This window comes from Microcoleus vaginatus HSN003 (assembly GCF_022701255.1).
Classification (GTDB): Bacteria; Cyanobacteriota; Cyanobacteriia; order Cyanobacteriales; family Microcoleaceae; genus Microcoleus; species Microcoleus vaginatus_B.
In genome coordinates, this window is the sequence record NZ_CP031705.1 from 2,586,452 (window position 1) to 2,600,331 (window position 13,880).

A 13,880-nucleotide genomic window follows, 5' to 3' on the forward strand; every position below is an offset into this window, starting at 1 on the left:
TGCTGTAATTGATTGGCTGGAGTGGATGACAGAACCTAGTTTGGAAAAACGGTTATCTTCTGCTGGGGAAGCATTGCGATCGCTCAAAAATCCCTGCCCTATCCACAAAAGTCCTATGGTGGTGCAGCGGCCACCAAGCAGCGATATTAAACTAACAAAAAATTCGGAGTATATAGAAATTGTAATTCCGCCACAAGGAATCGGTTTTGGTTTAATTGCTCTGCTTTCTGCAGCGGTACCTGCGAGTATTTTTTCATTAAAGTGGAATTCGTTTTTTACCAATAACTTAGGGATAAATCCCCAATTTATTATGCTAATATCAGGAAGTATTTTAGGTGCGGTAGGAGTCATGTTTCTGTTTGCACTATTTCGGAAATTGCGTCTCAGAATCGATCGCCACAAAATCTCCTTTTTCAGTCATCTATTGGGGGGGAAATGGAATTATTGCAAGCCAGCCCCCAGACAGGAGATTTGCCAGTTGGAAATTGAACAAATTGAATATACTATTCCCGTCACGGAAGAGAAATTATGCCGATATTGTGTAGTAATTGTTATTGCCGGAAACCAAAAATATCGACTCGGAGAAAAGCAGAGACTAAGTGAATCAGAAATCGAATGGTTAGCAACAGAACTCAGCCAGTGGTTGGGATTGAAAATTAAAAGAACTTTGAAAGACGGTGAAATGATTATATGGTAGATATGAAAATATCTCCCCACGACAAAAACAAAGCATTGCGCCCTCAACCTGTGGGATGGGCGTCCCGCCCATCCGGTGTATTTTCCGCCCAGGCGAGACACTCCACAAGCATCCTCTTCAAATTGTGCAACGCCGATCGCACTCGCCCGCTTTCGGTCAATCTCATGCAGCCGAAAGGCCCGATCACCCGTAAAATGCTATCAAAGGGATTTGGCAAGTAGCACTCATCCCAATCATCTGTTAACTTGGAGATATTGTTGTGGACTTATCGCTAATTCCGGCACAGCCGAAACCAGGACTGCTCAACGTCCTCATCGAAATTACCGCCGGTAGCAAAAACAAGTACGAATTTGATAAAGACTTACAAGCCTTTGCTCTCGATCGGGTGCTTTCTTCCTCAGTCCAATATCCGTGCGACTACGGCTTCATACCCAATACCTTAGCCGATGATGGCGACCCCCTCGACGGCATGGTGATGATGGATGAGCCCACATTTCCAGGGTGCATAATCGCAGCCCGTCCGATCGGAATGCTGGAAATGATCGATGGAGGCGACAGGGACGAAAAACTGTTGTGCGTTCCCGACAAAGACCCGCGCTACGCTCACTATAAGTCCCTCAAAGACGTAGCCCCCCACCGCTTGGACGAAATAGCCGAATTTTTTAGAACCTACAAAAATTTGGAGAAAAAAGTCACGGAAATTCTGGGTTGGCAAGATGTTGATCAAGTAATGCCCTTAGTGGAAAAGTGCATCGCAGCCGATCGCAAATAAGCCCCTAGCCCGCACTCCTCGACTGCAACCCGACTAAAAACTCAGAAGGCCGAACTTAAGGCGACCGCTGCAGGTCTAGGGATGCAGTCGAGGAACGGGTGGCGGCTAGAATGTCAAATCAGTCGTGAATGTCGAGTCACCGGAACGGCATTCCTCAAAACCCCGCCCCGGCCCCAATCTTGAAAAAAATACTACTCCTAGAGTAAGATGAAGCGCAAATTCTACCCCTGGGGAATGTCTTCTACGTTTGAGGAAATTTTACCTGAACACTCTGGTTCGGCCCTATCTTAATCTCAGAACACAGAACAAGCCGGGCAGCCCGCAGGGTACAAAAAATAATCTCTCAAGCGTGACATCTCCTACACCAACCCGTAAGCTTGAAAATTCTAATAGCCCAAGTATTCCGCATTCGGATGGTTTCCTGCTCAAGCGCTTGATTATAGTACAGATTGCTAAAAAGTAAAAACTAAAAACTTTAAGATTTCAACTCCCCAATTCCTGCCCTCAAAGCTAAAAAAAATGCCAGATTCCGCACCCTCTGTAGCCAATCCACAGCCTTCCGATCACAAAGCCACTATGGAAAATAGTCCTTTGACCGAGTTTGTCGTTCAGTTTTGGGGTGTGCGGGGCAGCATCGCCACCCCCGGCACCAAAACACTTCGCTACGGAGGGAACACCTCCTGTGTAGAAATGCGATTGGGCAAAAAACGCCTGATCTTTGACGGTGGCACAGGCCTGCGAGTTCTGGGTCTAAACTTGCTGCGGCAAATGCCTGTCGAAGCCCATATGTTTTTTAGTCATACTCACTGGGATCACATTCAAGGGTTTCCGTTTTTTACTCCCGCCTTTATCCCAGGGAACTGCTTTCACATTTACGGTGCGATCGCCCCCAACGGCACTACCATCAAACACCGTCTTGCCGACCAAATGCTACACCCCAATTTTCCCGTCCCCATCCAGGTAATGCAGTCAGACCTCAAATTCAACGATTTGACGCCTGGGGATATTCTCGAACTCGACGATGTGAAAATAGAAACCGCACTGCTCAACCATCCTAATACGGCGATCGGATATCGAGTCACCTGGGAAGGACATACAGCCGTCTACTGCACCGATACAGAACATTTTCCCGATCGCCTCGACGACAACGTGTTACACCTAGCTCGCAACGCCGACGTGCTGATTTACGATGCCAACTACACCAACGAAGAGTATTACAACTTCAAAACCCCGAAAGTCGGTTGGGGACACTCGACTTGGCAAGCAGGAGTAGAAATAGCGAAAGCTGCTGGAGTCAAAAAGATCGTGATGTTTCACCACGATCCAGGCCATGACGACAACTTTCTCGATCAGGTAGAAGCAGACGTGCAGACAGTCTTCGCCAACGCCTGCTTGGCCCGCGAAGGCATGAGCATACCAGTGATTTAGGAAACAAATCGATGCAGGCTCAAAAAAACCGCCGACCCAAGGCAGAAATTAGCACCGAGAAGGCAGAAACACCATGAACCACAAAACCCCCCCCAAGCGTCGCTCTCGTGGCTTGCGGGGGCTTTACTCAGCTTTGCTGGTGTTGATAATTGTCTGCTGTACCGGAGGCGGATGGGTAGCCGCCCAGACTTCCGGCTCTAACATTCCGGCGCGAATTGCTCAAGTGTCTGCAATTGAGGATAATGGCACTGTCGATCGTATCCCCGAACCCTACCAACTCGGACAGCAACTGTACCTAGAAAACTGCGCCACCTGTCACATCGGTTTACCGCCACAAGTATTACCTACAGAAACTTGGCGCAGATTGCTGCAAGATCCCCAACATTACGGACAAACCATCAAACTGCTAGTAGACCCGCCTCGTCTGCTAGTGTGGAACTACCTGCAAACTTTTTCTCGTCCCCAAGCAAAAGACGAAGAACTCGCGTACCGAGTCGCCAGTTCTCGCTATTTCAAAGCACTGCACCCCAAAGTCAAAATGTCACAACCCGCAAATATCAGCAGTTGTGTTACTTGTCACCCTGGTGCATCTAAATACAATTTCCGCAAGCTTACCACCGAGTGGGAAAACTCTCCGTAACGAAGATTAAGTTCGTAATTATATCCGAGTGCGAGCGACAAGATCGCACTAACCAGAAAAGGGCGATCGCATTCTGAACTAGAGACTTACCCAAAGTGTGGGTGCGATTTTTCAATTCATGCTTACTGGGCATCGCACCTTACAAATAACCTCTCGCTTTACCCTCATCAATAACTCTGACGGCTAACGGTGAAGTTGTGCGACTGCCGATAAAGTCTGTTGCAAAACCGACCAAACTTGCAAGTCCGTTCCAAGCGAGTGGTTAGCTGCAGCCTGAGTGGCATACAAGTAAAAAATCTGTGCGTTTAGCTACTTTTTGACAAATTGTTATGATATCTTAACTTTACCCGAGGCTTGTTCAGACAATTTAAGAAGCCTGGTTAGCAAGTAACGTGATTTATGATTGACAGTAAAAAAATTCAACTAAAATGGGAAAGTTATTGGTTTAAAACCTTTGGGAGATGGCGATCGTGTCCATTGACCTGCCCCGTAGACAGAACTCACCCTCGGCATATTTTTTGGAGTTTGATTGGCAGTTTTTTGGCAATTACTGCAACGTCCTATCTTGCTCTAAAAACTAATACTCCTTTACTAATGGCTCCGTTTGGCGCTACAAGCGTTCTGATATTTGGTGTCCCTGACAGCCCTTTGGCTCAACCCCGGAATGTCATTGGGGGCAATTTCTTAGCTGCTCTCACCAGTTTAATGATTGTGCATTTTCTCGGTTCTTCTCCCTGGACGATGGGAATGGCTGTGTCTAGTGCGATCGGAATTATGCAGATTACCAGAACTCTACATCCGCCTTCGGGAGCAGTTGCCTTAGTCGTCATGATGACCAAACCCGACTGGAAATTTTTGCTAACACCTGCTGTTGAGGGGTCAATAATCTTGGTCTTGTGCGCCGTCATCTTTAATAACTTAGCGGCAGAAAGGACGTATCCCCAGCACTGGTTATAGCATTGTCTCTAATGCTCTCATCCTTCCCTCGGGAGCACTACCCAAAATCGGGATGCTCCCTCGATTCCGACTTCCATCGCACTTCTTTCTTCCATCCGTTACATCCCGTACAGTGCTTCGTTGCCGAACTTCCTTCTGCTAGATCAATCAAAAAAAACGGACGGATCAGGCGTTGGTCGAGATCCCTTTTGAAAGCGTTCCCAAGACTGTTTTAACTCAGCCGGCGCCGGGTATTCGCGATCGTAAACCACCAGCACATTCGTCAAATTCCGACCCGCTGGCAATAAAATCTGCCCTTGATGAGCCAAACCCACCGAAGCGCCCCCGTCCAAATTCATGGCTTCAAAACAGCCGATCGCCTGCATAACTTTAGCTTCTGCTTCCAAAGACAAACTGTCAAAAAAAGTTACCAAAAATAACTTATCTCTCGAAGCCGGAAAGCCGATCGCCGTTCTCGAACCCACACCCAAAACATGAGAATCTTTAAAACCTTCCGATAAAGGAGACAGCCAAACTTTCCCCCCTTTAACCAATCTCGGCCCGCAAGTCAGAGAAAACCAATGTTGACTCCAATCCGGCTTACCTTCGGTTCTAGCCGTCACCATTTCCAATTGATTTCCCGCTTTAATCCCCAAAGTCGTGCCGTAATTTTCCCATCGGCTGTATTTGAGAAACTTACCCGCCGCCACCATATTTCCCAGCACAGATTTCTGCTTATCTTTACCAAAAAAAGTCCCGTTAGCAACAACAGCAGCCCGGTAACGCGCCACCATATTTTCAAAAGGTTCGTCACCCCGCGTTACTTTAGAAGTATTTGCAAAATCTGCATTATTAGCTAACCCAATCGTGAGATAAGTTTCTGGGTCGGCGAGGTCAATAGTTGTGAGATAAAAACTTGCGCCCGCTACATTTTGGCGGCTGACTTGTAGGGGTTTTGCTTGCTTAGCAGAACGTCTGATAATTTGAGGTTGAGACTGCACAAAAGGAGAATTGGCAGCATTTGGTTGAGGAGTTTCCGGCGATTTTACTATGGGATTTCTGGACAGAGTTTGAGGAGTTTTCGCGGATTTTACAACGGGATTGCTGGGCAGAGGTTGAGGAGTTTGATTTGATGGTATACTTGATAAAAAAGCGAGTGACTTTTGCCACAGTTGACCTGCGATAGTCAAGAAACTGTCTCGATTTTGGGCGATCGCAAAATAGTCAGCCGCCACCCGCGCCAAAGCTATGCCCGTTAAAAATAAAAAAGTGCGCCGCAGCATCGGGCGACAACCTTCAGACTGTTTACGTTTAGACATAAAAAAATCTCAGCTAGTAGGATAGCGAACAGTTTCCTATGGCTGTGACTACAATGGGCGATCGCGCGAATTCTGAAACTACCAGTAGCAAGGTGCGTAAGCGCGCACCTCACCACTAATTCAAAACTCAAAACTCTTTCCCTAGCCGGTATTCCGCATCCCCGCAGCAATTCCATTAATCGTTAGCAGAGCTCCCCGCAATAATTCACCCTTGCTGTAACGCGAGTGAATCACCCCCGGAACCCCGCCACTACCGTGCTGCCGCAAGCGTTTCAGCAGCGAAACCTGCAACAAACCCAAAGGCACAATCGTGGCATTTCGCAACTGCACCGATCGCTGCAATGCCGGATCTTCGTCCAACAAACGTTGGTGTCCGGTAATAGTTAAAACCAAATCGCGAATTAAGTGAAATTCGGTCGCAATTTGATCGAATAAAGCCTTAAAACGCTCCTTATCAGCCGGCAAAGCTAACTCCTGCACGTAGTGTTCTGCAATCTGCAAATCCACCTTAGATAAAGTCATTTCCACCTTAGAAATTACCATTCTAAAAAATGGCCATTTCAAGTAGAAATACTGCAAAAGTTTCATGTGTTCTTCCGGTTCCTCCACCAAAAACTCTTGCAAAGCTGTGCCGACACCGTACCAAGAAGGCAGCAAAAAGCGGCTTTGAGTCCAGCTAAACACCCACGGAATTGCTCGCAAACCGCTGATGTCTTTTTTGCCACCGCGACGGGCCGGACGAGAACTAATTTGCAACTGGCTGATTTCTTGAATCGGGGTAACTTGGTGGAAGAAATCGACTAAATCCGGCTGTTCGTAGATTAAATTGCGGTAGTGCGATCGCGATCTCGCCGACAACTCCTCCATAATCTCATTCCAAGGGTCGATGCCATCAAAACCAGTGTGCAGCAAACTAGCTTGAATTACCGCCGCCGCTACAGTTTCCAAATTGTAAAGCGCCAACTCCGGCAAAGAATATTTAGAAGCCAAAACCTCGCCTTGTTCAGTAATCTTAATTCGCCCGCTGATACTCTTTCCGGGCTGAGCCAAAATCGCCTTGTAAGCAGGCCCGCCGCCGCGCCCTACAGAACCGCCTCGGCCGTGAAAAATCCGCAACTCTACACCATGTTTTTCCGCAACCACTTGCAAAGCCTTTTGAGCTTTCTGAATTTCCCAATTGCTGCTGAGGAAACCAGAATCTTTATTGCTGTCCGAATAGCCCAGCATCACCTCTTGCAATTTGAGAGTTTCGATTGGACATTGGATATTTTCTTCGCTTTTTTCCGCTATTTCCTGCGCGTATCCTCCTGTTAGTAAAGCCCTATAAAGCGGTAGATCTAATACCTGCTGCATTACTTCCGGCGCTTTTTTCAAATCTTCCACCGTTTCAAACAGGGGAACTACTTGAATACTGCTAATTCCTGTACCCGGATCGTAAAGTCCTGATTCTTTTGCTAACAGCAAAACCGCCAGCAAATCGCTGACCTCGTGACTCATGCTGATTACGTAAGTTTGGCAGATTTCCGGACCAAACTCCTGCTGCATTTGCCGCAATATTCGGAAGGTATTAATCGTCTCGCAAGTTTTGGGAGAAAATGGCAATTCTGCTGGAATTAAAGGGCGGCGAGTTTGCAGTTCAGTTGCGAGCCAAATAATTCGATCGCTTTCCGACATTTGATTGTAAGACTTCGGCAAAATTTGCAAGTATTCAGCAATTTCGCTCAAAGCGTCGGAGTGTACGGTTGACTCTTGGCGGATATCGAGGTAAGCCAAATTAAACCCGTAAATTTCTACTTGGCAGAGCAGATTTTCCAAGTCTCGACAGCTCAAACCTGTTTCCACTAAATTGTGCTCGATGAGCTGCAGCTCGGTCAAAAACTCAGCGCCCGATCGATAAAGGCCGGTCATTCCGGGATTTTCTGACAAAGCTTCGCGCTCGCGCTGCAACTCGTCTCCTTTGTAGAGCCGCCAATTGCGATCGCGCGTATTTTCGAGTCGCTGCTGCACGTAGGCCAGCTTCAACCGATAAGGTTCTTGGCGGTAGCGGATCGCCCACTGCTCGTAAACCTCCGGAAATTCCGATCTGTCGCGATCGAGAGATTCCAGCAATTCCGGCAGCACGTCGCTCCAGTGCAGCGACAAACTCAAAAGTTCGTTCAGCCGCTTCACCGCGCCGATGTACTTCTCTAGCACCAAGTGGCGCTGATAGCAAGCCGTTTGCCAAGTAACTTTCGGAGTCACAGAAGGGTTGCCATCCCTGTCCGATCCCACCCAAGAACCGAACTTGCAAAAATTGTAACTCGGCGGTTTCAGATAAGGATAAGAAGCGTGGAGCGCTTGCTTTAAGCGGTGGTAGAGTTCGGGAATAGCATCAAACAGAACTTCCTCGAAGTAGTGGAGAGTGTATTCCACCTCGTCAAGCACAGTCGGCTTGAATTGGTGCAGTTCGTCAGTGCGCCACCAGAGGCGAATTTCTTCCATCAGTTGCTCTTGGAGAGCGGCCGCTTCCCAGCAAGACACCGGGTAGGGGCTTTGAGAGTCGGTTCCGATCGCCTGAAATTTCTCGTCAACTTGGTCTAGCTGTTGGAGAATCTTCGCCATTCGCCGCTGCTTGGTGCGGATCGTGTGGCGGACAATTTCCGTCGGGTGAGCGGTGAATACCAAGCGGATGTCCAACTGATCGATCAACCGCTGGATTTGCTGGCTCGGCACGTTCAAGCGCTGCAGCATCGGGAACAGTTGGTGAAAAGTTCCGGCATCTCGGGCGATTGTCTCGCTGCTGTCTGCCTTGCTCAGAGCCGTTTGGGCGGAACCTGGGCCTTCCCTGTGCCGCGGGCGATCGGGGGCATCCGTTGCTTGTCCGGGCAGCTTAGAAAACATCCGCCCACCAGCGTCGTTGCTGCTAGCGTAAGCTAGCTGTTGGTCTCGCTGTTCGTAGTGCTGTTCGACAAGGTTGATCAACTGGAAATACAGTGCAAAAGCCCGAGCCGCGCGGATGGCGGCGTTGAGGTCGAGCTTTTCGATTAGCTGTACGACATTCGACTCGCGAAAGTGAGTGGCCTGTCCCTCGGCGGAATTGATCGATCGCATTTGTTGGAGCAAATCCACCAATTCCTGCCCGCACTCCTGTCGCAGCACCGATTCCCACAAGTCCTCTACTACTTTGAGGCGATTTCGCAGAAACAGGTCTGATTTTGAGTAAGCGGGAGAATGGGAAATAGATGTTGCATCAATAGCCTGTTCTGAAGACTGGAGGACTGAACTCATCGGGCTGTTCCTCAATAGCTGCGGGTGTCAAGAAAATTGTATGGTTTAGTTTCGCCTAAAACACTTTTGTTTGCAGTCAAATTTGAGACAACTTATTGCAACGTAGAAAGTAGAAGGCACTTATGTACAAAGTATAAGGAAAGATTAATTCTTAGACCACAGATTGTACCTATTGTCAAGCTTTTATATCAGTTGACTGGCGATTTTAGACTTTTAGACGATCGACGTGAGACGTTCGGCGATCGCGAGCGTCGAGTCGCGCTCAGTCGAACAATTTTAGATTTACTCCCAAGATAAATCTGGGAAGTTGAACTCGGGTCGAAAATTTTTCTCTCTCCCCGACAGGAGTCGGGGGCTAGTATCCATTTTTGGGCGGGGTCAAAAAAATTAACTTCTAGCTGCAGCATCCGGACTTGGGCCTTCTATTCCTGTGATTGAGGAAAGTTGAGTACGGGAAGGCGCGAACCCCGAAAGACTTCTTCGCTTTCAACGCCGATCGACGCAACAAACTCAGCAGCAGCTTTAGCCACCACCAACCCGCCCAGCATAGGTAAAGCGACCAAGCTCAACAAAATATCTGAGGGAACTGGCAACTTTGGACTGTTAGGTGTTTGATTTTTGGGCAAGTCTTGGTTTTCCGACGGCATAAATTTCTCCTGTGTCAATCCGTAATCCTCAGTTTACAAGGCAAACAATCATCTTGACCGCTGCTTTCTGACTAATGACTTCTGAGATTAAATCCGGTGACATCCGAATGATATCTTGCAAGCGATCGTCCCCGCGTAGCCAAATCTATAAATATCTTCTCGCCAGATATTAAGCTCCCACTCGGAAAAAACGGTTTGTATAAAATCGGGATGCTCCCCGAAGGAGAGCGATCGTGCGACTGTCTCCGCGTAGCTCAGCGAAACCACAGCACTACAGTCAGAAAATAATAGACATTTCCCGAAAAGCCAGTCTTGAACAGGCAAAATGCCTGTTCCACAAGAATTATGAGAGAAATCTAATTATTATTCGGATGCAAACAGAAACGATATGACTAATTACGAATAACTTGTTGCTTGGCTTAATTTGGACTTATCTGTGCCAAAATGTCGAGGTATTATCAAAAAAATATTCCCCAACGGCTCGAAGCTGAGGGGATACAAAGCCAGACACTAAGTCCAGCATGGCTTAAACCAGACAAAACGGTTAGGCTCGGCAAATAAAATAATTGTCGGTAAAATTTGTAACTGTGCTATTTCTAGAAAACAAAACCAGCTTTGGCAAAATTTAGAGTTTCATGTTGAATGCGAACGGGAGCATATTGGCAGACAATCGATCGAGCGCGTCGCAGTGGGCACAAGAAGCTTTAGGGCTTCCCGAAGTTCAAGTACAAGCGCGTTTGCGGGGAAATCACCTGCACATTTTGTGTGAAGCAGCGCAGTGTCCGTCTCAAGAATTGGTGACGGCGAGATTTACCAATGCCCTCGAACACACTGATTTAACGCGACTGCTGCCCGATCGACCTAAAATTTACCAGTTGTTTCTGTGTGGCCGAAAACTCGGTTCCCGACAAAATGACTGGACAGTCCGGCTCGATTGCAGCAGTCCCAAGCGACAGCAACAGCAACAGCCACAGCCACCGGAACCAGAAGTTGCCCAAGCGCCGCTGCCAGCGAGTTCCCCCGACGAACCGCCAGCAAGCCCTAAAAGAGGCGGATTTTTCGGCAAATTTAAGAATGACAACCACAAACTCCAACAGACACCCAAACAGGTAGAAACATCCGCCCACCCGCCACAAGTACGGGAAGAACTGGATTTTGACGCCGAAAGTCTACCCATCGCCTCCCGCATTGAATACCCAGAAGTTTTTGAAACTTCCCCCGTGACGATCGACACTTCGGCTGCTGCGACGCGGGAAGTTGTCGGTTCCGCCGTTCCCCCGCAGCAGAAAGCGAACCGTGGCGCGGTGGCTTTGATTCAATCCCCGCAAGCTGACTCAGGCGAGGGCGATCGCGATGGAACATTGAGGGTTTCGCCGGAAACGTTGGCGCGCCGAGGCTATCCAGATGCGATCGCCAGCTATCTCAGCGAAATCCTCGGGCCGATGGGAGTTTCGGTGAAAGTCAGCATTCGGGAAAAAGAACTCAAAACCAGCCCAGAAACCCTGCCGATCAATGGGTCGGAAAATATCAAGCCCAAGGAACGCCGACTGCTGGTGCTGTGCGAGTCAGCTTACAGCCCCGACCCCTCATTGCTGGCAGAACCCATCGCCGGCAGGCTGCGGAAACTGCAACTAGAGGATTTGCGGGAAGCCGTGATCGCCAGCCAAGTGAGCGGCGAAGCGAAGCCGGACTGGCTGCTGCGAGTGGATTTGACTTCGCCGGACAAAATTCTCAAGGAATGGGCCAGGTGGGGAGACGTACAGTCGATCGCCAAACTGCTAAACCAACACTTGGCGGCATCGAGAGTCGAAGTGCGGGCTACCCTCAAAGAAGCAACCCTCCACCTGTTTTGCAGCAAAACTGCCAAAAAAGGACAAAAGCCTAAACGGCAAGAATACCCCGACAAGCAGCAAACCACCGACGCGATCGCCCCTTTGTTAGCCTCCTTTGCGCCCCAAGGCATCCGCGCAGCTACTATCTACGGCGTAGAACCAGCCAAGGACTCTCAGGCCGCGCCGGAGTCCCCCGTGTGGATAGACTGGGTGGACTTGCCTGCCGCCCACCACCCCGACTTGGCTGCAAACGCTAGAACGCTGGCAGTCGAGGGCGACCAATTGGCTCTGACTTTTTTATTGAACAGGTTGCTCAACCCCAATCTCAGACGCAAGCTGGAAACAGGAGGGATTCGGGCTGTCGTGCTGCAAAAAGCCAACGTGCTGCACGTCATGACAGAAGCTCTGACTTGCCCTTCTCAGTCGAAGGTAGGCCCGCCGGTGGCGAAATTTTTGCGGCACTTACAAATTCCGGGAGTGGCAGGGGTGCGAGTCTACGGACGCCGCGCCGGCCAGAAACTGCCCCTGTGGCGCTACGCAATCGACCTCAGAACGGTTGTTGACGAGGAATCAGCGGTGGCACCCGCACCGGTTCCCTCGCAAGTGGCTGTGTTGGAAAAGGAACCGGTGCCGGAGTTTGCGCCGGCGGAGGATGGGAGTTTTTCGGGTTTGGGCGACAATTTGGTGTTCGATGCTCCGACGCCCAACTCCTGGCGGCCCCGCTTCCAAATCCGACTCCCCGGATACAATCTGGGCGAGAAGTTAGTTCAAGCTGCGGTGCAACCGCTTGTCGCTTCGGGTTTGTTTGTTCCCAACGATGGTTTGTCAACGAATGCTGCTGCGCCCGGTGGCGTGAGAGCCGATCGCGCGGCGCGAATGGCTTTGATTTGGGCGATCGCTGGCTGTCTGGTGACTTTCAATACCGATTGGCTCCTCGGTCTATTTATGCAATCTGTGGCGGTCACTCAAGCTCCTAGCGCCTCGGAAGTTTGCAGTGGCCCAAATTGTCAAAATCCCTCTCCCAAGGCTGTGGACGACGTTACAGCCCGACTGCCGAAGGAAACCCCGAACCCCGTTCCCCCTGCTGATGAGGTGAATTTGCCTCAAACTCCGTTGTCGCCGTCGCCAGAAGCCAACCGGGAAGAAGCTTTTAATGGCTCTGGGTTTACGAAACCGGGAAATACTAGCGTTCCTGTAGTTGATGTTTCTGCTCCTCCGGTGTTCCCAACTTTGAGGAGCGAGCAGCTTGACGATCAGATAGCACGCTATCAAGAGTACATTCACCTTCACAAAAAACCGCCGGATATTTTAATTGTCGGTAGTTCGAGGGCGCTGCGGGGAATTGACCCGGCGGTGTTGGAAAGCGCTTTGGCAGCTTCGGGCTACCCGGGGCTGAGGGCTTACAATTTTGGGGTGAATGGAGCTACTCTCCAGGTTGTAGATTCGATTATCCGCCGGATTTTGCCTCCGCAACAACTGCCGAAATTGCTGGTGTTGGCTGACGGGGCGAGGGCTCTCAACAGCGGGCGGCCGGATTTGACTTTTAGTGCGATCGCTTCTTCGGAAGGTTACAGGCAATTGAGTCGGGGTAGTTTTCTGATCCGCACCAATCAATTAGAATCCGAAACATCGAAGGAAAGCGCCAACAATCCGGTGGCGACTGCCACTGAATTGGTGAACAATTTGGGACAAACTCAAGCTAACGTTCAGCAATTGGTGAGTCAAAAGTTGGTTGAGGGTTCTGCAATTTACAAAAAGCGCGATCAACTCAAAGGGTTTTTGCGATCGATCGTTAATCCTTCAGCCCCTGTGGCAACCGACAGCCCCCAAACCGCAGCCCTGGGTGAACAAACAACTGACAACGTTCAGCCCACTGCTATGAGTAAACCAGTCAGCGAGTATCAACCAAATGGCTTTTTGCCGATCGATATACGCTTCAATCCCGAGACTTACTTTCAGAAGCACCCGAAAGTATCTGGTTATTACGACTCCGACTATCAAAATTTTAAATTGATAGGCGAACAAGCTCTAGCACTGAAAAATCTGATCGAATTTACCAAAGTTCGCAACATCAATCTCGTGTTTGTGAATATGCCTCTGACTGAAGATTATTTAGACCCGGTGCGGACAGGTTACGAACAAGAATTCCGGCAATATATGCAAGAATTAGCAGCTCAAAGCGGACTAATTTTCCTAGATAATAGTTTATTGTGGCCCCAGGCGCGGGAATCTTTTTCCGACCCCAGCCACCTCAACCGTTACGGTGCTGTTGAAGTTTCTAAGCGGTTGGCTCAAGATCCCATGATTCCCTGGCCGGCGAAACAATAGTTCTAATTTTTGAG

At 49.3% G+C, this 13,880-nt stretch carries 11 protein-coding genes; 7 read left to right on the forward strand and 4 right to left on the reverse strand.

The window, feature by feature from the left end; genetic code table 11:
* Window positions 1-25 precede the first annotated feature (25 nt).
* The 6 genes from D0A37_RS11190 (at window position 26) to D0A37_RS11215 (ending at window position 4,494) form a co-directional block, all read left to right on the forward strand.
* Entirely contained in the window at window positions 26-697 is a 672-nt protein-coding gene (locus tag D0A37_RS11190) for a hypothetical protein (RefSeq protein WP_242724111.1), read from the forward strand.
* The gene (locus tag D0A37_RS11195; protein ID WP_242724112.1) at window positions 691-918 is read left to right on the forward strand and encodes a hypothetical protein; all 228 of its coding nucleotides are present in this window, start codon (window positions 691-693) and stop codon (window positions 916-918) included. The genes D0A37_RS11190 and D0A37_RS11195 overlap by 7 nt, the downstream gene beginning before the upstream one ends.
* A 38-nt stretch (window positions 919-956) precedes the next feature.
* Window positions 957-1,469: an inorganic diphosphatase gene (locus D0A37_RS11200; protein ID WP_006634582.1), complete on the forward strand. Its 513-nt coding sequence runs from the start codon at window positions 957-959 to the stop codon at window positions 1,467-1,469.
* A gap of 519 nt (window positions 1,470-1,988) precedes the next feature.
* Window positions 1,989-2,897 carry an MBL fold metallo-hydrolase gene (locus D0A37_RS11205; RefSeq protein WP_242724114.1) on the forward strand — a complete coding sequence of 303 codons (909 nt, stop codon included), beginning with the start codon at window positions 1,989-1,991 and terminating at the stop codon, window positions 2,895-2,897.
* Window positions 2,898-2,970: 73 nt separating this feature from the next.
* Window positions 2,971-3,537 (forward strand): diheme cytochrome c, encoded by a 567-nt coding sequence (locus D0A37_RS11210; RefSeq protein ID WP_242724117.1) that lies wholly within the window; start codon window positions 2,971-2,973, stop codon window positions 3,535-3,537.
* 399 nt (window positions 3,538-3,936) lie between these two features.
* Window positions 3,937-4,494 carry an HPP family protein gene (locus D0A37_RS11215; RefSeq protein WP_242724119.1) on the forward strand — a complete coding sequence of 186 codons (558 nt, stop codon included), beginning with the start codon at window positions 3,937-3,939 and terminating at the stop codon, window positions 4,492-4,494.
* 143 nt (window positions 4,495-4,637) lie between these two features.
* Here D0A37_RS11215 and D0A37_RS11220 read toward each other — a convergent pair whose 3' ends face one another.
* The 4 genes from D0A37_RS11220 to D0A37_RS11235 all read right to left on the reverse strand — a co-directional run bounded on the left by D0A37_RS11220 (window position 4,638) and on the right by D0A37_RS11235 (window position 10,030).
* Window positions 4,638-5,792 (reverse strand): phosphodiester glycosidase family protein, encoded by a 1,155-nt coding sequence (locus tag D0A37_RS11220; protein WP_242724121.1) that lies wholly within the window; start codon window positions 5,790-5,792, stop codon window positions 4,638-4,640.
* Between the two features lie 141 nt (window positions 5,793-5,933).
* The gene (gene ppc, locus D0A37_RS11225; RefSeq protein WP_242724126.1) at window positions 5,934-9,059 is read right to left on the reverse strand and encodes a phosphoenolpyruvate carboxylase; all 3,126 of its coding nucleotides are present in this window, start codon (window positions 9,057-9,059) and stop codon (window positions 5,934-5,936) included.
* A 422-nt stretch (window positions 9,060-9,481) separates the two neighbouring features.
* Entirely contained in the window at window positions 9,482-9,706 is a 225-nt protein-coding gene (locus D0A37_RS11230) for a hypothetical protein (protein ID WP_242724127.1), read from the reverse strand.
* 87 nt (window positions 9,707-9,793) lie between these two features.
* Entirely contained in the window at window positions 9,794-10,030 is a 237-nt protein-coding gene (locus D0A37_RS11235) for a hypothetical protein (protein ID WP_242724129.1), read from the reverse strand.
* Between the two features lie 311 nt (window positions 10,031-10,341).
* On the opposite strand from D0A37_RS11235, the gene D0A37_RS11240 reads away from it, so the two are divergent.
* On the forward strand, window positions 10,342-13,866 hold the full coding sequence (locus tag D0A37_RS11240; protein WP_242724132.1) for a hypothetical protein: 3,525 nt from the start codon (window positions 10,342-10,344) through the stop codon (window positions 13,864-13,866).
* Window positions 13,867-13,880: the final 14 nt, after the last annotated feature.

Coding starts and splice junctions, on each gene's coding strand:
- D0A37_RS11220 (WP_242724121.1), bottom strand. CDS start 5,792: ATGTCTAAACGTAAACAGTCTGAAGGTTGTCGCCCGATGCTGCGGCGC.
- D0A37_RS11215 (WP_242724119.1), top strand. CDS start 3,937: ATGATTGACAGTAAAAAAATTCAACTAAAATGGGAAAGTTATTGGTTT.
- D0A37_RS11190 (WP_242724111.1), top strand. CDS start 26: ATGACAGAACCTAGTTTGGAAAAACGGTTATCTTCTGCTGGGGAAGCA.
- D0A37_RS11195 (WP_242724112.1), top strand. CDS start 691: ATGGTAGATATGAAAATATCTCCCCACGACAAAAACAAAGCATTGCGC.
- ppc (WP_242724126.1), bottom strand. CDS start 9,059: ATGAGTTCAGTCCTCCAGTCTTCAGAACAGGCTATTGATGCAACATCT.
- D0A37_RS11240 (WP_242724132.1), top strand. CDS start 10,342: ATGTTGAATGCGAACGGGAGCATATTGGCAGACAATCGATCGAGCGCG.
- D0A37_RS11210 (WP_242724117.1), top strand. CDS start 2,971: ATGAACCACAAAACCCCCCCCAAGCGTCGCTCTCGTGGCTTGCGGGGG.
- D0A37_RS11205 (WP_242724114.1), top strand. CDS start 1,989: ATGCCAGATTCCGCACCCTCTGTAGCCAATCCACAGCCTTCCGATCAC.
- D0A37_RS11230 (WP_242724127.1), bottom strand. CDS start 9,706: ATGCCGTCGGAAAACCAAGACTTGCCCAAAAATCAAACACCTAACAGT.